Raw genomic sequence first — 19,424 nt, forward strand, 5'->3', positions numbered from 1 at the left:
GATCAGGCCCCTGCCTTTTCGACGGCGATCTGCTGCTCTGTGCCGTCACCGCTGGAATACAAGCCAAGCTCCACGGTGAGGGTTTCGGTGGACACAAGGTCTTCATGGGCTTTCAACGCATCCACAACGTCCTGCGTCGCGGTGATGCTTGTCCGGATCCGGTCGCTGACGTTCAGTCCGGCGTCCTTGCGTGCCTGCTGGATGGCCCGGACCATGTCGCGGGCCAGTCCTTCCGCTTCCAGTTCCGGCGTGACCTCGGTGTTGAGGACAACGAAGCCGCCGCCGGGCAGGACTGCCACGGCCTTCCGGGCAGCGGCAGCACCGCCGTCGGCCTCTGCAACAACGGTTTCCAGCGTGTACTCCTGCGGTTCCAGCTGCAGTCCGCCGGCTGTCACCACCCCGCTGTCGTCCACAGACCAGTCACCGGACTTGGAACCCTTGATCGCCTGCTGGACGTTCTTGCCCAGGCGGGGACCGGCTGCGCGGGCGTTGACCACCAGTTTCTGCTGGATCCCGAACTCCTCCGGGGAAGCCGTGGCGGCATCCAGCAGGCGCACGGAGCGGAGGTTCAGCTCATCGGCGACGACGGCGGCGAAACCTCCCAGCGCATCGGCCCCGGGTGCCACGACTGTGAGTTCCTGCAGCGGCAGGCGGACGCGGAGGTTCGCGGCCTTCCGGAGCGAGGAACCGGTGGAGCAGATCTGCTGGACCTTGTCCATGGCCTGGACCAGGTCCGGGTTGGCGGGAAACAGGGCGGCGTCCGGCCAGTCGGCCAGGTGCACCGAGCGGCCGCCGGTGAGGCCGCGCCAGATCTCTTCGGATACCAGCGGCAGCAGGGATGAAGCCGCCCGGGAGACGGTTTCCAGCGCGGTGAAGAGCGCGTCAAACGCGTCATGGTCCTCGTCGAAGAACCGCTGGCGGCTCCGGCGCACGTACCAGTTGGTGAGCATGTCCAGGTAGCTGCGCAGCGCGTCGCAGGCACCGGAGATGTCGTACTCGTCCAGCCGTTCGGTCATGGTGCTGACCAGCTCGCCGGTGTTGGCCAGCAGGTACTGGTCCAGGGTGTCGGCGTAGCCCTCGTAGCGGAGCCTGGCCTCGTACCCGGCGCCGCCGTTGGCGGCGTTGGTGTAGAGCGTGAAGAAGCTGTACACGTTCCACAGCGGAAGGATGACCTGGCGGACGCCGTCGCGGATTCCCTGTTCGGTGACCACCAGGTTTCCACCGCGGAGGATGGGGCTGGACATGAGGAACCAGCGCATGGCGTCCGAGCCGTCGCGGTCCAGGACCTCGGACACGTCCGGGTAGTTCCGCAGGCTCTTGGACATCTTCTGCCCGTCGGAGCCCAGCACGATGCCGTGGCTGATGACGTTGCGGAAGGCCGGCCGGTCGAACAGGGCCGTGGACAGGATGTGCAGCATATAGAACCAGCCGCGGGTCTGGCCGATGTACTCCACGATGAAGTCAGCCGGGTTGTGCGTATCGAACCAGGCCTCGTTCTCGAACGGGTAGTGCACCTGCCCGTACGGCATGGAGCCGGAGTCGAACCAGACGTCCAGCACGTCCTCCACCCGCCGCATGACGGACTGGCCTTCTTCGGGCGTACGTGGATCGTCAGGGTTGGGCCGGGTCAGTTCGTCGATGAAGGGCCGGTGCAGGTCAACCTGGCCGTCCTTGTTCAGCGGCAGCCGGCCGAAGTCAGCCTCGATCTCGGCCAGGGAGCCGTACACGTCCGTGCGGGGGTATTCGGGGTCGCTGGACTGCCACACGGGAATGGGGCTGCCCCAGTAGCGGTTGCGGCTGATGGACCAGTCGCGGGCGTTTTCCAGCCACTTGCCGAACTGGCCGTCCTTGACGTTTCCGGGGATCCAGTTGATCTCCTGGTTCAGTTCGGACATGCGGTCCTTGAACTTGGTGACCTCCACGTACCAGGAGGACACCGCCCGGTAGATCAGCGGGTTGCGGCAGCGCCAGCAGTGCGGGTAGCTGTGCTCGTAGCTTGCCTGGCGCACCAGGCGGCCCTGGGCGCGGAGGACCTGGGTGATGGGCTTGTTGGCTTCGAAGACCTGCAGGCCCACGATGTCGTGCAGGTCGCCGTGCTGGAAGAGCGGCAGGAACTTGGCGCCCTCGTCAACGGAAAGGATTACCGGGATGCCGGCTTCTTCGCAGACCTTCTGGTCGTCCTCGCCGTAGGCCGGTGCCTGGTGGACGATGCCGGTGCCGTCAGTGGTGGTGACGTAGTCGGCCACGAGGAACCGCCAGGCGTTCTCCATGCCGTACTTTTCGTTGTCGGCAAAGTCGTTCCACAGCGGCTGGTATGCCAGGCCTTCAAGTTCGGCACCGGTGTGCGTGGACACGACAGCCGCCAGGGCAGCCTCGACATCGTCGTAGCCCAGGTCCTTGGCGTAGTTGGCCACCAGGTCCGCGGCCAGCAGGAAGCTCCCCGTGACGGGCGCCTCCGCAGAGGCCGCCTTGATGCCGTTGGGCCCGGCCGGCAGGACGGCATACGTGATGGCAGGTCCGACGGCGAGCGCTGCGTTGGTGGGCAGCGTCCAGGGGGTCGTGGTCCAGGCGAGCGCCTGGACGCCCTCGAGCCGGCGGGACAGCTCCGACTCCCCGGCGGTGATGGGGAAGGTCACCGTGACTGTCTGGTCCTGTCGGTTCTTGTAGACGTCGTCGTCCATGCGCAGCTCGTGGTTGGACAGCGGCGTCTCGTCCTTCCAGCAGTACGGAAGCACCCGGTACCCGTTGTAGGTCAGGCCTTTCTGGTGCAACTGCTTGAACGCCCAGAGGACGGACTCCATGTACTCCACGTTGAGGGTCTTGTAATCGTTGTCGAAGTCCACCCAGCGTGCCTGGCGGGTCACGTAGTTCCGCCATTCGTCGGCGTACTTCATCACCGAGGCGCGGCAGGCGTCGTTGAACTTGTCGATGCCCATGGCTTCGATCTGGGTCTTGTCCGTCATGCCCAGCTGCTTCATGGCTTCCAGTTCGGCGGGCAGCCCGTGGGTGTCCCACCCGAAGCGGCGCTCCACGCGCTTGCCGCGCTGGGTCTGGTACCGGCCCACAAGGTCCTTGGCGTAACCGGTGAGCAGGTGCCCGTAATGAGGCAGGCCATTGGCGAAGGGCGGGCCGTCGTAGAAGACGAACTCGTTGCTGCCGGGCTCGCCGCCGGGGACGTCTGCGCTGCGCTGGTCGATGCTGGCCTGGAAGGTGCCATCGGTGTCCCAGTACTTCAGGATGCGCTCTTCGATCTCCGGAAACTTCACGGAGGCGGAAACGGCGCCGCCGGCCGAAGTGCTGGTGGAAGCAGTGGTGGAGGCTGAGGCCTTCGGGTAATACGACATGTCGACATCCTGGGTTGAGCTTGGCGAACTGCCGGCTTGCGCCTTCTGTTCCGTTCAGGATGCGAGGACGGTTTTCCGTGGTGTCCGGCCGGACTCCACGCTCACCGCGGTACCACCTCACTTACCGGCGCTGCATGCTCCGCGGGGAGCATGCGCCACACCGGCCACTCGTTACTGCTGTGACGGGCTTACCCGTCCGGTTCTACTGGCGCGTTCCCCCCGTGTGTCAGTTCGACAGGCAGCCCGCGTGTTCTTCCGGAAGCTCACCGGTGATTGCCGGGTCATAGCCGCTTTCGAGTCTACTATTTCCCGCGCCGGGCCACCAATATGGAACCTATGCAAGAGAACGGCGGCGGCCGGCCCGGCATGTGGTCCCTGCTGCCGCGGTCCCGGTGGTCAGTCATCACGGCCGTCCTGGCCTTGCCCGGCGCGGCCCTGATGGTCCTGCGTCTGGTTCCCTGGGACGTCGGCAGCCCCTGGATCCAGCTTCTGTCGCTGTTTCCGGCGGCCCTGCTCACCACGACGGCGGCACTTGCCACCGCCGTCGTCGCTCTCATCCTGCAGGCCGCCGCCCGCAGGGCTGTGCTGGCGGCCCTGGTGGCGGCGCTGCTGGTCACCCAGCTCGGGCTGGTTTTGGACCGCGTTGTGGCGGCTCCCGGACCATTGGCCCGCGTGCAGTCCAGCCAGGTGCAGCGGGGCACTACTGAGTTATCAGGTCCGCCAGGCCGCAGTGCTCCCGGACAGGAACTGACGGTGATGGCCGTGAACGTTGGTTCCACCGGCATCGACCCCCGGGCTTTGGTGTCAGAGATCAGGAGCCGCGGTGTGGACATCCTGGCCCTGCCGGAGCTTGCGCCTCTTGGGTTGAAGGAGCTGGATAAAGCCGGGCTGGCTTCCCTGCTGCCGTACCGCGCCACCGATGTGGACTGGGTGGGAACCGGAAGCGCCCTCTTCTCGCGCTTTCCCCTTGAGCGGGTGGAGCGGGTGCCTGGCTCCGCGTTCCACCAAAGCCGTGCCGTGGCCGCGGTTCCCGGCGCAGCAGGCCCGGTGCACTTGACGGCAGTGCATGTTGATTCCCCGCGCCGGGGACACATACCTTCGTGGCGCGAGGAGCTGCGGCAGTTGGGCGGTCTGTGGCTGGCGCTGCCGGACGGCCATCACACCATCCTGCTGGGTGACTTCAACGCGAGCGCCGACCATCGGGAGTTCCGGGAGCTCGTGGCAACCGGACTGGCGGATGCGGCGGACGTGGCCGGCAAGGGCCTGACACCCACCTGGCCCGTAAACTCCCCTGCGCCCGCCTTCGTGGCCATCGACCATGTCCTGGTAAGCCCCGGAATCGGCGTGGCGGACTTCCAGGTGGTGAGGCTCCCGGGAACAGACCATGCTGCGGTTCTCGCCCGGCTGGTGCTGCCCTGAATCGGGGCCCGCGTCCGCCCCGAAGTCAGGCCCGGCGGACCATCTTGTAGTTTGAGGCCTGGGCCACGGGCCGGATCACGATCTGGTCCAGGTTCACGTGGTGCGGCGCGGCGACAGCGTACCGCACTACATCGGCCACGTCGCCGGCTGTCAGCGGCTTGTCCACACCGTGGTAGATCTTGGCGGCGGCCTGGCTGTCTCCGAGCCGGTTCAGGGCAAACTCCTCGGTCTGGACCAGCCCTGGTGCCACCTCGATCACGCGGACGTTGTGCTCCGCCTCCTCCAGCCGCAATGCCGACGTCATGGCGTGCTGGGCGAACTTGGCAGCGTTGTAGCCGGCGCCGCCCTCGTAGGCTGCCAGCCCGGCGGTGGAAGTCAGGTTAAGGACGGTCCCTTCGCCGGTGGCACGCAGCATCGGCAGGAACGCCCTGGTGAGTTTCATGGTGCCAAGCACATTGACCCGGTACATCCATTCCCAGTCCTCGGTGCGGGCTGAGCCGATGGTATCGGCGCCCCTGGCGCCACCGGCGATGTTCACCAGCGTGTCGATGCCGCCCGCTTCGGTGACCCGGGCCAGCAGCCGGGACACGTCGTCGTCCGCGGAAATGTCGGCGGGGATTGCGACGGCGCCCGTCTCCTTTTCCAGCGCCGCGAGGCGTTCTGCACGGCGGGCCACGGCAAACACCGTCCACCCTTCCGCTGCCAGGGCACGGACGGTGGCTTCCCCGATTCCACTGCTCGCGCCGGTCACCAAGGCTGCCTTTTTCTGCGAAACGTCAGTCATGGCACCACCCTAGCGGGCGGCAGGATGACCGCCCTTGGATGACATGGCGGATGCTCGGCGTGGCCACGCCCGACGCCGGGCCGGCGGAAGTGCCCGGCCATGAAACAATTGCCACATGGCTGAAGACACTCAGGGTACAGACACGCCCACCACCGCCCCTATCAACGTTCCGGACAAACCGGCCCTCGAGGGCCTCGAAGCTGCCCTCACGAAGCGGTGGCTGGCCGAGGGGACCTATAAGTTCGACCGGGAGACCACCCGTGACCAGGTCTATTCCATCGACACTCCCCCTCCCACCGCGTCCGGATCACTGCACGTGGGGCACATGTTCTCCTACACCCAGACTGACGTGCTGGCGCGCTACCAGCGCATGACGGGCAAAAACGTCTTCTACCCCATGGGCTGGGACGACAACGGGCTGCCCACCGAACGCCGCGTGCAGAACTACTACGGTGTCCGCTGCGATCCTGCCATCCCCTACAAGGCGGACTACCAGCCGCCGGCGCAGCCCGCCAAGAACCAGCGGGACTTCGACGTCGTCTCCCGCCGGAACTTCATCGAGCTGTGTGAAGAGCTGGCCGTCGAGGACGAGAAGGTCTTCGAAAACCTCTTCCAGACCCTGGGCCTGTCCGTGGACTGGGAGCTGACGTACCGCACCATTGATGACAATTCGCGGGCGGTCTCGCAGCGTGCCTTTTTGGCCAACCTCGCCGCAGGTGACGCCTACATGGCAGAGGCGCCCACCCTGTGGGACGTGACGTTCCGTACGGCGGTGGCGCAGGCCGAACTGGAGGACCGCGAGGTGCCCGGGGCGTACTACCGCTACCCGTTCTTCACCGAGGACGGGGACAGGATCTACATCGAGACCACCCGTCCCGAACTGCTCGCGGCATGCGCCGCGCTGGTGGCAAATCCCGACGACGAACGGTACCAGCCGCTGTTCGGCAAGAAGGTCACGTCCCCCGTGTTTGGTGTTGAGGTCGAGGTCAGGCCGCACCCGCTGGCCAAAGCGGACAAGGGCTCGGGCATCGCCATGGTCTGTACGTTCGGTGACCTGACCGACGTCACCTGGTGGCGTGAACTGCAGCTGCCCACCCGTGCCATCGTGGGCCGGGACGGCAGGATCGTCAGCGAGGCTCCCGAATGGATCACCACCGACATCGGCCGCGAAGCCTTTGCCGCGATCGCGGGCAAGACCGTCTTCAGCGCCAAGGAAGAAGTGGTGAAGCTACTCACCGCCGCTGAGCTGCTGGACGGTGAGCCCAAGAAGATCATGCACCCGGTGAACTTCTACGAAAAGGGCGACAAGCCCCTCGAAGTGGTGACGTCGCGCCAGTGGTACATCCGCAATGGCGGCCGCGACGAGGACCGCCGCGAACGCCTGATCGCACGCGGCCATGAGATCGACTTCCACCCCGCCTTCATGCGCTCCCGCTACGAGAACTGGATCGCCGGGCTCAACGGCGACTGGCTGGTATCCCGGCAGCGTTTCTTCGGTGTGCCCATCCCCGTCTGGTACCCGCTGGACGCCGACGGCAACCCGGACTACGACTCCCCCATCATCCCCTCCGATGAGCAGCTGCCGGTGGACCCCGCCGCGGACGCCGCTCCCGGCTTTGACGAAGCACAGCGCGATGTTCCCGGCGGCTTCACCGGTGACGCGGACATCCTGGATACCTGGGCAACGTCCTCGCTGACTCCCAAGATCGTGGGCGGCTGGAAGCGCGACGAAGACCTCTTCGCCAAGGTCTTCCCGTTCGATCTCCGGCCCCAGGGCCATGACATCATCCGGACCTGGCTCTTCTCCTCCGTGGTGCGCGCGGATGCGCTGGAGAACAGCGCACCGTGGAAGCACGCTGCCATTTCCGGGTGGATCCTGGATCCGGACCGCAAGAAGATGTCCAAGTCCAAGGGCAACGTGGTGGTACCCACCGATGTGCTGGAGGAGTACGGTTCCGACGCTGTCCGCTACTGGGCCGCCTCCGCCAAGCTCGGCGCCGACACCGCGTACGAAATCGCCCAGATGAAGATCGGCCGCCGCCTGGCCATCAAACTCCTGAATGCCTCAAAGTTCGTGCTGAACCTGGGCGCCACCGAGGACTCGGTGCTGTCGGGTGACCTTTCAGTGCTGACCAACGCCTTGGACCGGGCGGTACTGGCGCAGCTTTCAGAGGTTGTGGCCCAGTCCACCAAGGCCTTTGAGAACTATGACTATGCGCGGGCGCTGCAGATCACGGAGAGCTTCTTCTGGCAGTTCACCGACGACTACGTCGAGCTCATCAAGGACCGCGCCTACGGTGCCGCCGGTGAAACCGAACAGGCCTCAGTGCTTGCCGCCCTGGCAACCACCCTGGACACCCTGCTCCGGCTCTTCGCGCCGTTCCTGCCGTTTGCCACCGAAGAGGTCTGGAGCTGGTGGCGCAAGGGCTCGGTCCACCGCGCGGAGTGGCCGGCGGCACTGGCGGTGGCCGGCGGCGACACCACGATGCTGGCTACCGTCGGGATCGCGCTGAGTGGAGTCCGCAAGGCGAAGTCCGAGGCGAAGGTCAAGCAGCGGACCGAGGTCCTTTCCGCGACCATCACCGCACCGGCGGACCTCACGGCCCAGCTCGAGGCTGGCCTTGCGGACCTGAAGGCAGCCTCCAACGCACGTGATATTTCACTGGTGGCGGGTGAGGGCGAACTGGCCGTCACTGACGTGGCGCTGGCTCCGACCGAAGAGCCCGCGAAAGCCTAGTTCTGTTGTGAGCCCTGTATTCGGGCAAAGGGGAAGCCCCATCAGCGTTTTGCCGTTGGTGGGGCTTCGACTTTCGGCCATCCGGTGACGTCTTGATGGTCTGGCAGGATCCTTGGAAATTTCAGGTCTTCCTACCACGTCACTGGTAGCTTGTATCCGGCTTTGCCGATGGCTGCGTCAAATACATATCACTGAATCGTCGGTTCCTGCGTCCCCCTTCTTTCGAAGGGGGTAAGAACCATTGTTGTCCTGCCTCAGCTGATGCACAAGGGCCCCGGGTGAACTACACGCTGGTAGTTCTCCCGGGGCCCTCTACCGTCCCGCCGCGTCCCCGGCAGGCCAACGTCAGCTGAATTCGGGCCGTTCAGTCCGGCTGCGCTTCAGTTCAAAAAAGTGCGGGTAGGAAGCAATCGCGGTGGTGGCGTCCCACAGCTTGCCGGCCTCCTCGCCCCGGGGAATCCTGGTGAGCACCGGGCCGAAGAACGCCGTTCCGTTGAAGGCGACCACGGGTGTTCCGACGTCCTGGCCCACCAGCGAGATGCCTTCCTCGTGGCTGGCCCGGAGCTGCCCGTCGTGGGCGTCTGTGGCGGCGGCATCGGCGAGGCTTGCGGGGAGGCCGCATTCAGCCAGTGCCTTGGTGATCACAACGTCCCGGTCTTTTTCGCCGCGCTCGTGGATCCAGGTACCCATGGAATCGTAGAGGCCCTTGACTGCCTCCTGGCCGTGTTCCTGCTGTGCGGCGATGATCACGCGGACCATGCCCCACGCATTGTCCATGGATTCACGGTAGGCGGGTTCGAGTTCGCGGCCTTCGTTGAGCACTGCAAGGCTCATGACGTGCCACACCGTTTCGATGTCGCGGACGTTTTCCACTTCACCGATCCAACGCGACGTGATCCACGCAAAAGGACACAACGGATCGAACCAAAAGTCGGCCTTGTTCCTGGGGGCTTCAGTCATGGGGAATCCTTCCGATTGGGCCCGCTGCGCAGGGCAACCGCAACATGCAGGGTGGTGTGCGTTGATCAGATGCCAGAGTCAGGCGGACTTCCGACGCTTGGTGACGTGCGGGATTATGGTGGGTTCTGCACCCCTCAGGACAACGTCCTCCGTGATGACGACGCTTGCCACGTCCTCGCGGCTGGGGAGGTCAAACATCACGGGAAGCAGGACTTCCTCCATGATGGCCCGCAACCCACGGGCACCTGTGCCACGTTCCAGGGCCTGGTCAGCGATGGCGTCGAGGGCAGTGTCGTCGAAGACAAGCTCCACGCCGTCGATCTGGAACATCTTCTGGTACTGCTTTACCAAAGCGTTCTTCGGCGTGGACAGGATCTGGATCAGGGCGTCCCGGTCCAGGTTGGACACGGTGGTGATGACCGGGAGCCTGCCGATGAACTCCGGGATCAACCCGAACTTCAGCAGGTCTTCAGGCATGACCTCGCCGTAGGAGTCGACCTTCTTGCTGGCCTCGTTGAGGGGGGCGCCGAAGCCGATCCCCTTCCGTCCGGACCTGGAGCCGATGATTTCCTCGAGGCCGGCAAAAGCGCCCGCCACGATGAACAGGACATTCGTGGTGTCGATCTGGATGAATTCCTGGTGCGGGTGCTTGCGGCCGCCCTGCGGCGGAACCGAGGCCACAGTTCCTTCGAGGATCTTCAGGAGCGCCTGCTGGACACCCTCCCCGGAGACGTCGCGGGTAATGGAAGGGTTCTCGCTCTTCCGTGAGATCTTGTCGATCTCATCGATGTAGATGATGCCCTGCTCGGCTTTTTTGACGTCGTAGTCGGCGGCCTGGATGAGCTTGAGGAGGATGTTCTCCACGTCCTCGCCCACGTAGCCGGCTTCAGTGAGGGCGGTGGCATCGGCCACGGCAAACGGCACATTCAGGCGTCGGGCCAGGGTCTGGGCCAGGTAGGTCTTGCCACAGCCCGTGGGGCCGATGAGGAGGATGTTTGACTTGGCGATCTCGACGTCGTCGTGGTGTCCGCCGTCAGCGAGGCTTCCGGACTTGGGCGCATGGCCCGCCTGGATGCGCTTGTAATGGTTGTAGACCGCGACGGCGAGGGAACGTTTGGCGGGTTCCTGGCCGATGACGTATTCCTGCAGGAAGTCGAAGATCTCACGGGGCTTGGGAAGTTCGAAGCTCCCCAGATCGGCAACTTCCGCGAGCTCTTCCTCTATGATCTCGTTGCAGAGCTCAATGCATTCATCGCAGATGTAGACACCGGGCCCGGCAATGAGCTTGCGCACCTGCTTTTGGCTCTTTCCGCAGAAAGAGCACTTCAGCAGATCCGTGCTCTCGCCAATCCGAGCCATATGTGAACCCCTTAGTATCTTGCTGCCAGGCAGCCTTGCACCGTTGCTGGAATCTCCACCAGCCTGGATGGACCGGTTGTGACAACATCCACTCTAGGTCACATTCGCGCCCGAGGGTGGAAGGAAAAGGCCGGTGGGGCCAAATGAATGACGCCACCGGCCCACTACTTTACCGTTACCTGGTGATTGCCTGCGGTTTGATCTTGCGTGAATCCAGGACCTGGTCAATCAGGCCGTAGGCCTGGGCTTCCGCGGCGGTGAGGATCTTGTCGCGCTCGATGTCGTTGTTGACCTGTTCCGAGGTCCGTCCCGAGTGGTGGGCGAGGGTGTCCTCAAGCCAGGAGCGCATGCGCATGACTTCTGCTGCCTGGATCTCGAGGTCCGATGCCTGGCCGCCCTGCCCGCCGGAAAGTGCGGGCTGGTGGATCAGGACCCTCGCGTTGGGCAGGGCGAGCCGCTTGCCCGGAGTACCTGCCGCCAGCAGGACCGCTGCCGCGCTTGCGGCCTGGCCGAGGCAGACGGTCTGGATCTCGGGGCGGATGTACTGCATGGTGTCGTAGATCGCCGTCATGGCCGTGAAGGAGCCACCTGGCGAATTGATGTAGAGGGTGATGTCGCGGTCCGGGTCCGTGGACTCGAGGACCAGCAGCTGGGCCATGACATCATCGGCCGAGGCGTCGTCCACCTGCACGCCGAGGAAGATGATGCGGTCCTCGAAGAGCTTGGTGTAGGGGTCCTGGCGCTTGAAACCGTACGGAGTGCGTTCCTCGAACTGGGGCAGGACGTAGCGGCTGGACGGAAGGTTGCCGGCAGTCGATCCGAAGTTGTAGGTCATTTTTTGTTGCTCCTGATCTGGATGTTCTGTATGCCGGATTACTGGTCTGACTCGCCGGATGTTCCATTGGCAGTTCCGCCGCCACCGGAAACCGAGTTGGCGTGGGCGGCAATCTTGTCGAAGAAGCCGTACTCCAGCGCTTCAGTTGCCGTGAACCACTTGTCACGGTCGTTGTCCTTCAGGATGGTCTCAACGGTCTGCCCGGTCTGCTCCGCGGTCAGTTCCGCCATGACCTTCTTCATGTGCAGGATGAGCTCGGCCTGGATTTTGATGTCCGAGGCGGTGCCGCCGATGCCGCCTGACGGCTGGTGCATCAGGACGCGGGCGTTCGGGGTGGCGTAGCGCTTGCCCTTGGTACCCGAGGACAGCAGGAACTGGCCCATGGACGCGGCCAGGCCGGTGGCTACGGTCACCACATCGTTCGGGATGAACTGCATGGTGTCGTAGATGGCCATGCCGGCCGTGACGGAGCCGCCCGGGGAGTTGATGTAGAGGTAGATGTCCTTGTCCGGGTTTTCCGCGGACAGGAGCAGCAGCTGTGAGCAGATGGCGTTGGCGTTGTCGTCACGCACCTCTGAGCCCAACCAGATGATCCGCTCTTTCAGGAGCCGGTTGTAGATGTAGTTGTCCTGGGCTGCAGGATCGACAGTCGCCATCCGGGGGGACTCTGTGTGCTGTGACATGTGTACTAACCTCTCGCTGGTGACGGTGACATCACTGAAAATCACTACTTGGACACTAACCGGTTTCATCAGCGATTTGTTCGCGCACCCGCGGCTGTTCGCTGACGGCGCACGATCGGCAGGCCCTGCCCGCAGCGGCCTGGTCATTAACGCAAAGGGCCCCCGGATCAGGTGATCCGGGGGCCCTTGGAACTGTGTGTCTTAAGGCCTAGGCCTTTGCTTCTGCGGTCTCTTCCTCAACGGAACCCTCAGCGGTCTCCGCTTCCACTGCCTCAGCCTCAACAGGCTCGGCTGCGGGAGCTTCCTCTTCGTTGCCGGGGCGGACGAAGTCGCTGAGGTCGACGGCCTTGCCGTCGGTGTCGGTGACCTCAGCCTGGCCGAGGACAACGGCCAGGGCCTTGCGGCGGCGGACCTCGGAGACCATCATGGGCACCTGGCCGCTCTGGTCGATGATCTGGGCGAACTGGTTCGGGTCCATGCCGTACTGGCTGGCAGTGGTAACGATGTAGTCGATCAGCTCGTTCTGGCTGACGTTGACTTCTTCCTTCTCGGCGATCGCGTCGAGGATGATTTCGTTCTGGAAGGCGCGGGCCGTGTTGGCGCGGACTTCCTCGCGGTGCTCCTCGGTGTCGTGCTCGCCTTCGCCGTGTCCGTTGCCCTCCTTGAAGTGGGCCTCGAGCTGCTCTTCAACCACGGAGTCAGGAACGGGAACCTCTACCAGTTCAACGAGCTTGTCCAGGACCTTGTCGCGCGCTTCAACACCCTGCTCCACAACCTTGGAGTCCGCGGCCTGCTTGGCCAGGTCTTCGCGGAGTTCAGCGAGGGTGTCGAACTCGGAAGCGAGCTGGGCGAAGTCGTCGTTGGCCTCGGGGAGCTCGCGCTCCTTGACGGCCTTCAGGACAACCTTGACCTGGGCTGCTTCGCCGGCGTGGTCCCCGCCCACCAGTGTGGTGTCGAAGATGGCGTCTTCATCGGCACTGAGGCCGGTGACGGCTTCGTCGAGCCCTTCGAGCATGGTGCCTGCACCAACCTGGTAGGAAAGGCCGGCAGCAGAGTCGACTTCCTCGCCGTCGATGGTGGCAGTGATGTCGATGGTGAGGAAGTCACCGTCTGCAGCCGGGCGCTCGACCGACTTGAGCGTGCCGAAGCGGCCGCGCAGTTCGTCGAGGGCTTTGTCCACGTCTTCGTCAGAGGACTCGGCCGCTTCAACCTCAACCTTGATGCCGGCGTAGTCGGGGAGTTCAATTTCGGGGCGGACGTCAACCTCGGCGGCGAACTTCAGGCCGCCGTCGGTTGCGGACGGGTCCGGAACCTCGGTGATCTCAACCTCGGGGCGGCTCAGCGGGCGGATGCCGGATTCCTGCACGGCAGCCTGGTACCAGCCGTTGAGGCCTTCGTTGATGGCCGTCTCCAGGACGTAGCCGCGGCCGACGCGCTGGTCGATGAGCTTTGCGGGCACCTTGCCCTTACGGAAGCCCGGGACCTGGATCTGCGAAGCAACGGTCTTGTAGGCCGAGTCGATGCTGGGCTTCAATTCCTCAAAGGGGACCTCAACATTGAGCTTGACCCGCGTGGGGGTGAGGTTCTCGACAGCGCTCTTCACGGTCTAAGTACTCCTGGGATTGTGGGATGGGTATCTGCAAACGCAATGTTTTTGTCCAGGCCGTGAGGTCCGGGCCGCAGAGTCGGGGTGACAGGATTTGAACCTGCGACTTCCTGCTCCCAAAGCAGGCGCTCTAGCCAAGCTGAGCTACACCCCGTAAGTGCACAGGCAAGTCTACGGTGATACGCGCCGAGTTTGCACATTTGACACGTAGCCCATGGATTAGGTTTAGTTGTATCCGGCTTGAACAGCCAGCCCGAAGTTGCCGGCCTGCTAATGTTGCAGATGCAGCTTCTTTCGGGGACGTAGCTTAATGGTAAAGCCTCAGTCTTCCAAACTGATTACGCGGGTTCGATTCCCGTCGTCCCCTCCAAGGATCAAAGGGCCCCTCACCGAGGGGCCTTTTCTGTGTGGTCAGGACTGCTGGCAGTAAGGGCACCAGTAGAGCTTGCGTCCCACGAGTTCGGCAATCAGCACAGTTGTGCCGCAGACACGGCACGGCAAACCGTCCCGCTTATACACAAAATGGGCGTTGTCCCGGGCCGGAAAGGTGCCGCTTTTCATGGCGGACAGCGCTGCCGCCGGCGTTGTCCTCTTGCCGTTTCCGGACCAGTACCGGGGAGTTGTGGTGATGATCCTGCCGTCGGCCACGCCGTCGTTCATCACGGAGACGACGTCGCGCCACAGCTTGCGTGCCTCGCCGTCCGTAAGGTCCCCGCCTGGCAGCCAGGGATCGAGCCGCCGCCGGAACAGGACTTCCGCGCGGTAGACGTTGCCCACGCCGGCGATGATCTTCTGGTCCATTAACAGGGCGGCCACGGGGGTCTTCCGGCTTTGCAGGTTGGCGGCAAAGCGGCCGGCATCGCCCCTGCGATTGACGAGCGGGTCCGGCCCCAGCCGGGCCAGGATCCCATCTGTCTCGGCCAGGGTGACGGTTTCACACGTGGTGGCACCGCGCAGGTCGGCCCAGCCGTTGCTGCTGGCAAGCCTGACCCGCACAGCCCCTACCGGTGGCGGCGGTCCCGCATATGCATTGCCGCCGTCGTCGTAGCCGTCCTCGTCCGCCTCAGCAAAGGTTTCCTCCTCCCCCACCCGTCGCGGCGCACCAATGCTGGAGGAGCCGGCGAAGGTGCTGTCACCGCCAAAGCTCCAGGCGCCGTAGAGTCCCAGATGGACATGAAGCACCAGGGCGTTGTCGAAGTGCAGGAACAGGTGTTTGCCGTGCGCCTCAGCGGCGAGGAGAGTGTGGCCGTCCAGGAGCGCGGCGCCCGCACTGAACCTGCCCTGAGGACTGGAGACACTGAGTTGCCGGCCGGTAAAGACGTCCCCGAACTGCCGCGCCAGGCGGCGGACGGAATGCCCTTCAGGCACTACTCGACGACCTCGCCGGTGGCCTCGTAGGCAGCAATTTTCCCGATGCGCCGTACGTGGCGCTCGTCATTGCTGAAAGGCTCCGTCAGGAAGGCCTCAATGAGTTCGGTGGCTTCCTCCACACTGTGCTGCCGGCCGCCGACGGCAACCAAATTGGCATCGTTGTGCTCGCGGGCCAGCTTTGCGGTGGAGTGGTTCCATGCCAGGGCCGCCCTGGCGCCCTTGACCTTGTTCGCCGCAATCTGTTCGCCGTTGCCCGAGCCGCCCAGCACGATCCCGAGGGCGTGGACGCCGGCCTGCTGGTCTGCAACGACAGCACGGGCGGCGTTGATGCAGAAGGACGGGTAGTCGTCCTGGGCGTCATAGACCTTGGGACCGTGGTCCACCACCTCATATCCCTTGGCAGTCAGGTGTGACACCAGGTGGGCACTGAGCTCCATGCCTGCATGGTCGGTGGCGATGTGTACGCGCGGGAAGGCAGGGGAAGAGGTCACGAGCAGAATCCGTTCGGTTGGGGCGCTGGTCGCCGGCCGGGACGGCGCAGGCCAGGGTCAGGACAACACGGTCCAGAATACTAGGACTCCGGCTGCCCGGCGGCTGATGACGGGCCGCCGCCGCGCCGGGCCCGCGCCGCAACCCGGGTCAGGACTTCAGCCAGCCTGGCAGCGGACGCCGGGCTGCCGCCGCTCACTGCCACGCGTTGGCCGTCCGTCTTGCTGACGACGACGGCGGGGCCGCTGCTGACAAGCATGGCTGCGGTTCCGTCGTGGTGCCGGTAGCCCCACCCGCCATAGTCTGCCGCCTTGACGTCCGCCGCAGTCGCCACGGAGATGGCCCCGGCCGGAACATTCATGACCGGCACAATGCCGGCGAGGAGGACTTTCAACCCGCGGCGGTCGGCTTTGATCCGGGCGAACAGGAAGGCGGCGCCGACCACAGCAACGAGCACGAGGAGCGCGCCGAGCCAGGGCACGGCGACGGCAATAAGCGCTGAAGGGAACAGCGACGCTACGGCGATCATGATGAAAACCGAGCTGCGGGCATGCACCCAAAGCCGGATGTTGTCGGCCGCCAGGTCCGGGTCCGCTTCCCTGGCGATGGCCAGCTGGAGCGCGCGGTCATCATCCGGGGACCACTGCTGGTCGGCCTTGAACACGAAGGCCATGATGACCCCCAGCGACACGGCTGCACCACTTCCGAGTGCCAGGACGGTCATGTCCACCCGCGATTCCCGGGCGTCCACCAGGCCTGTCTGTCCAACAAGTCCGGCCGCCAGGGTGCTGGTGACGAAGAGGGTGAGGAAAAGCCCGGCGCCCATCATGATCCGCCGCATCAGGACGGGCCTGTTGATGGGCACTGCCTGGAAGAGGACCAGCCATCCGGCGGCGATAATCATCAGGGCGCCGCCCGCGATGTAGGCGCTGAAGGGCGCGAAGGACGCACCGCCGTCGTCCGTCCACCGCACGGCGAGTGGTTCAGGAAGGTCAGGCCGCAGCAGGAACGCGCACACCACGAAGGCTGCTGCGACCACCACGGGGAACCCCACGGCAAAACGCAGGGCCTTGCTGTCCACCGATTCCATGAACTTGCCCATGATCTAACGCTACTCCCGCCGCCTGCCCCTTGCTTCCTGGGAGTATCCGTACCCACTGTGAGCCGCGCTACTTGTCAAGGGGTCAGGGAATGCAAGAATGATCAGTGCCGCACTGGGCACCGCCAGCCGGCAGTCGCAATCTTTCTGGAGGCCCCACTTTGCCAGGCATGAATCTGACCCGCGCTGAAGCGAGCGAACGCGCCGAACTGATCGCCGTCGACTCCTACGATGTCAGCCTTGACCTGACCCGCGGCGGAAAGGTCTTCGGCAGCACCACCACCGTGAAATTCAGCGCGAAGCCAGGCTCATCCAGCTTCATTGACGCAGTCACCTCCAAAGTCCACAGTGTCACCCTCAACGGCACGGACCTTGATCCGGCCACCGTGACCGACGGGATCAGGATCCAGCTGCCCGGACTCGCGGAGCACAACGAGCTCACGGTGGTGGCCGATGCCCCCTACATGAACACCGGTGAGGGCCTTCACCGCTTCGTGGATCCGGTGGACAACGAGGTCTACCTGTATACGCAGTTCGAGGTTCCGGATTCCCGCAGGATGTTCGCGGTGTTCGAACAACCCGACCTGAAAGCCACCTTTAGGTTCACCGTCACTGCCCCGTCGCACTGGGACGTCATCTCCAACTCCCCCACCCCGTCACCGGTGGAGACCACGCCCGCGGACGACGGCGGTGCACGCTCCGTGTGGTCCTTCACCCCCACCCCGCGCTTGTCCTCCTACGTCACGGCCCTGATCGCGGGTCCGTACCAGTCAGTGCGCAGCGAAGTGGTGAGCTCCGACGGAAGGACCATCCCGCTGGGGGTTTTTGCCCGCAAGTCCCTGATGCAGTACCTGGACGCTGACAACATCTTCGAGCTGACCAGGCAAGGGTTCGGGTTCTTCGAGGCACAGTTCGGCTGCCCGTACCCGTTCGAGAAGTATGACCAGCTGTTCGTGCCGGAGTTCAACGCCGGCGCGATGGAAAATGCCGGGGCGGTAACGATCCTGGAGGGCTACGTCTTCCGCAGCAAGGTCACCGGCGCCCAGATTGAACGCCGCGCCATCACGGTCCTGCACGAGCTCGCCCACATGTGGTTCGGGGATCTGGTGACGATGCGCTGGTGGAACGACCTCTGGCTCAACGAGTCCTTCGCCGAGTACATGTCCCATCTTGCAGCGGTGGAGGCAACCAGCTTCACCAGTGCCTGGACCACGTTTGCTTCAGTGGAGAAGTCCTGGGCCTACCGCCAGGACCAGCTGCCCACCACCCACCCGATCTTCGCGGAAATCAACGACCTGCAGGACGTTGAGGTCAACTTCGACGGCATCACCTATGCCAAGGGCGCCTCCGTCCTCCGCCAGCTGGTGGCCTGGGTTGGCCCGGAACAGTTCATGGCCGGCGTGCGCGAGTACTTCGCCAAGCACTCCTGGCAGAACACCGAGCTGGGCGACCTCCTGGTGGAACTGGAGAAAGCCAGCGGACGGGACCTTGATGACTGGGGCCGCCAGTGGCTGGAGACCGCCGGCGTCAACACCCTGAAACCGGAGCTCGAGGTGGACGCCGGGGGCATGCTTGCATCCTTCGCCATTGTGCAGTCCGCCGTGGAGCAGTGGCCCACCATCCGGCCGCACCGGCTGGCAGTGGGCTTCTACAACCTCAACGACGCCGGCAAGCTCGAGCGGGTACACCGCGAGGAACTGGACGTCGACGGCGCACGCACGGAAGTCCCCGGCCTGGTGGGTCTGCCACAGCCGGACCTGATCCTGGTGAACGACGACGACCTCGCCTACGCCAAGGTCAGGCTGGACGAAAAGTCCCTGGCCACGGCAACGGCCCACCTGAAGGACTTCAGCCAGAGCCTGCCCCGGACCCTGGTGTGGAACTCGGCCTGGGACGCTGCCCGGGACGGCGAAACTCCGGCACGGCGCTACGTGGAACTGATCCTCGCCAACGTGGCTGCCGAATCGGACTCCTCGGTCATCCTGGTCCAGCTCCGCCAACTGGCCACCACGCTGAACTTCTATGTAGCGGAGGAACACCGGGAAGCGACGGCGGTGGCTGCGGTGGACCGGCTGTGGGATCTGGCGTCCGGGGTGGCCGGCGGATCGGATGCGCAGCTGCAGTTCGTCAAGTCCTTTGCACTGCTGGCCCGCAGCGGATCCCAGCTGGACAGGGTGGCCGGGCTCCTGGACGGCTCCGCCACGCTGGAGGGGTTGACCGTGGACCAGGACCTCCGCTGGGAGCTGCTGGCGTCCCTGGTGGCCGGCGGCCGCCTCGGCCAGGAGGGGATCGACGCTGAACTCCAGCGCGACAACACCGCCAGCGGCCAGAACGCCGCTGCCCTCGCCAAGGCTGCCATCCCCACTCCGGAGGCGAAGGCAGCTGCCTGGGAGTCCATCGTGGTGAAGGGCGAGCTTTCCAACGCTCTGCAAGGCTCGGCGGTGACCGGCTTCATGCGGGTGCTGGACCGCTCCCTGATCGAGCCGTACGCCGAAAAGTACTTCGAAGCCGTGCCGGAAATCGTTGAAAGCCGAACCCACGCACTGGCCCAGCAGATCGTCGTCGGGCTCTACCCCGCGCTGCTCACCACCCAGGCAACCATCGACCGCACCGACGGCTTCCTGGCGGCGCTTTCGCCGGCAAGCGCCGCGCTGCGGCGGATGATGCTGGAAAACCGCGACGGCGTTGCCCGCGCTCTGCGGGCACGTGCGGCTGACGTCCTCCCGGCACAGGCCTAG

At 64.8% G+C, this 19,424-nt stretch carries 13 protein-coding genes and 2 tRNA genes; 4 read left to right on the forward strand and 11 right to left on the reverse strand.

Features of this window, described 5'->3' with window-relative positions:
- Positions 1 to 2 precede the first annotated feature (2 nt).
- A complete protein-coding gene (gene ileS, locus CXX84_RS06210) occupies positions 3 to 3,344 on the reverse strand; it encodes an isoleucine--tRNA ligase (protein WP_102975802.1) in 3,342 nt (1,113 codons plus the stop codon).
- 336 nt (positions 3,345 to 3,680) lie between these two features.
- Here ileS and CXX84_RS06215 point away from each other — a divergent pair, with 336 nt between their 5' ends.
- On the forward strand, positions 3,681 to 4,763 hold the full coding sequence (locus tag CXX84_RS06215) for an endonuclease/exonuclease/phosphatase family protein (protein WP_102975803.1): 1,083 nt from the start codon (positions 3,681 to 3,683) through the stop codon (positions 4,761 to 4,763).
- A gap of 25 nt (positions 4,764 to 4,788) precedes the next feature.
- Here CXX84_RS06215 and CXX84_RS06220 read toward each other — a convergent pair whose 3' ends face one another.
- The gene (locus CXX84_RS06220) at positions 4,789 to 5,547 is read right to left on the reverse strand and encodes an SDR family oxidoreductase (protein WP_102975804.1); all 759 of its coding nucleotides are present in this window, start codon (positions 5,545 to 5,547) and stop codon (positions 4,789 to 4,791) included.
- Between the two features lie 115 nt (positions 5,548 to 5,662).
- Here CXX84_RS06220 and valS point away from each other — a divergent pair, with 115 nt between their 5' ends.
- Positions 5,663 to 8,284 (forward strand): valine--tRNA ligase, encoded by a 2,622-nt coding sequence (valS, locus tag CXX84_RS06225; RefSeq protein WP_102975805.1) that lies wholly within the window; start codon positions 5,663 to 5,665, stop codon positions 8,282 to 8,284.
- Between the two features lie 345 nt (positions 8,285 to 8,629).
- On the opposite strand, the gene CXX84_RS06230 is transcribed toward valS, so the two are convergent.
- The 6 genes from CXX84_RS06230 to CXX84_RS06255 all read right to left on the reverse strand — a co-directional run bounded on the left by CXX84_RS06230 (position 8,630) and on the right by CXX84_RS06255 (position 13,881).
- The gene (locus CXX84_RS06230; protein ID WP_102975806.1) at positions 8,630 to 9,244 is read right to left on the reverse strand and encodes a DsbA family protein; all 615 of its coding nucleotides are present in this window, start codon (positions 9,242 to 9,244) and stop codon (positions 8,630 to 8,632) included.
- Positions 9,245 to 9,322: 78 nt separating this feature from the next.
- The gene (gene clpX, locus CXX84_RS06235) at positions 9,323 to 10,603 is read right to left on the reverse strand and encodes an ATP-dependent Clp protease ATP-binding subunit ClpX (protein WP_102975807.1); all 1,281 of its coding nucleotides are present in this window, start codon (positions 10,601 to 10,603) and stop codon (positions 9,323 to 9,325) included.
- A 175-nt stretch (positions 10,604 to 10,778) separates the two neighbouring features.
- Positions 10,779 to 11,438 (reverse strand): ATP-dependent Clp protease proteolytic subunit, encoded by a 660-nt coding sequence (locus CXX84_RS06240; protein WP_102975808.1) that lies wholly within the window; start codon positions 11,436 to 11,438, stop codon positions 10,779 to 10,781.
- 38 nt (positions 11,439 to 11,476) lie between these two features.
- Positions 11,477 to 12,094 carry an ATP-dependent Clp protease proteolytic subunit gene (locus CXX84_RS06245; RefSeq protein ID WP_102975898.1) on the reverse strand — a complete coding sequence of 206 codons (618 nt, stop codon included), beginning with the start codon at positions 12,092 to 12,094 and terminating at the stop codon, positions 11,477 to 11,479.
- A gap of 235 nt (positions 12,095 to 12,329) precedes the next feature.
- Complete coding sequence (tig, locus tag CXX84_RS06250; RefSeq protein ID WP_102975809.1) at positions 12,330 to 13,724, reverse strand: trigger factor; 1,395 nt, start codon at positions 13,722 to 13,724, stop codon at positions 12,330 to 12,332.
- An 82-nt stretch (positions 13,725 to 13,806) separates the two neighbouring features.
- A tRNA-Pro gene (locus CXX84_RS06255) sits at positions 13,807 to 13,881 on the reverse strand.
- A gap of 142 nt (positions 13,882 to 14,023) precedes the next feature.
- On the opposite strand from CXX84_RS06255, the gene CXX84_RS06260 reads away from it, so the two are divergent.
- Positions 14,024 to 14,097: transfer RNA gene (locus tag CXX84_RS06260), tRNA-Gly, on the forward strand.
- Between the two features lie 41 nt (positions 14,098 to 14,138).
- On the opposite strand, the gene CXX84_RS06265 is transcribed toward CXX84_RS06260, so the two are convergent.
- The 3 genes from CXX84_RS06265 to CXX84_RS06275 all read right to left on the reverse strand — a co-directional run bounded on the left by CXX84_RS06265 (position 14,139) and on the right by CXX84_RS06275 (position 16,689).
- Complete coding sequence (locus tag CXX84_RS06265; protein ID WP_102975810.1) at positions 14,139 to 15,095, reverse strand: Fpg/Nei family DNA glycosylase; 957 nt, start codon at positions 15,093 to 15,095, stop codon at positions 14,139 to 14,141.
- Entirely contained in the window at positions 15,095 to 15,589 is a 495-nt protein-coding gene (locus CXX84_RS06270) for a ribose-5-phosphate isomerase (RefSeq protein ID WP_102975811.1), read from the reverse strand. The genes CXX84_RS06265 and CXX84_RS06270 overlap by 1 nt, the downstream gene beginning before the upstream one ends.
- 80 nt (positions 15,590 to 15,669) lie before the next feature.
- Positions 15,670 to 16,689, reverse strand: a complete 1,020-nt coding sequence (locus tag CXX84_RS06275; protein ID WP_102975812.1) for a hypothetical protein — start codon at positions 16,687 to 16,689, stop codon at positions 15,670 to 15,672.
- Between the two features lie 167 nt (positions 16,690 to 16,856).
- Between CXX84_RS06275 and pepN the strand changes: the two genes are divergently transcribed.
- Positions 16,857 to 19,424 (forward strand): aminopeptidase N, encoded by a 2,568-nt coding sequence (gene pepN / locus CXX84_RS06280; protein WP_102975813.1) that lies wholly within the window; start codon positions 16,857 to 16,859, stop codon positions 19,422 to 19,424.

The sequence above is a fragment of the Arthrobacter sp. AFG7.2 genome (assembly GCF_002892835.1).
In the GTDB taxonomy this organism is placed as follows: domain Bacteria; phylum Actinomycetota; class Actinomycetes; order Actinomycetales; family Micrococcaceae; genus Arthrobacter.

What these genes read in the sequence shown, in the direction of transcription:
- pepN (WP_102975813.1), top strand. Translation starts at nt 16,857, where the DNA reads ATGAATCTGACCCGCGCTGAAGCGAGCGAACGCGCCGAACTGATCGCC.
- ileS (WP_102975802.1), bottom strand. Translation starts at nt 3,344, where the DNA reads ATGTCGTATTACCCGAAGGCCTCAGCCTCCACCACTGCTTCCACCAGC.
- CXX84_RS06220 (WP_102975804.1), bottom strand. Translation starts at nt 5,547, where the DNA reads ATGACTGACGTTTCGCAGAAAAAGGCAGCCTTGGTGACCGGCGCGAGC.
- CXX84_RS06245 (WP_102975898.1), bottom strand. Translation starts at nt 12,094, where the DNA reads ATGGCGACTGTCGATCCTGCAGCCCAGGACAACTACATCTACAACCGG.
- CXX84_RS06240 (WP_102975808.1), bottom strand. Translation starts at nt 11,438, where the DNA reads ATGACCTACAACTTCGGATCGACTGCCGGCAACCTTCCGTCCAGCCGC.
- CXX84_RS06230 (WP_102975806.1), bottom strand. Translation starts at nt 9,244, where the DNA reads ATGACTGAAGCCCCCAGGAACAAGGCCGACTTTTGGTTCGATCCGTTG.
- valS (WP_102975805.1), top strand. Translation starts at nt 5,663, where the DNA reads ATGGCTGAAGACACTCAGGGTACAGACACGCCCACCACCGCCCCTATC.
- CXX84_RS06215 (WP_102975803.1), top strand. Translation starts at nt 3,681, where the DNA reads ATGCAAGAGAACGGCGGCGGCCGGCCCGGCATGTGGTCCCTGCTGCCG.
- clpX (WP_102975807.1), bottom strand. Translation starts at nt 10,603, where the DNA reads ATGGCTCGGATTGGCGAGAGCACGGATCTGCTGAAGTGCTCTTTCTGC.
- CXX84_RS06275 (WP_102975812.1), bottom strand. Translation starts at nt 16,689, where the DNA reads ATGGGCAAGTTCATGGAATCGGTGGACAGCAAGGCCCTGCGTTTTGCC.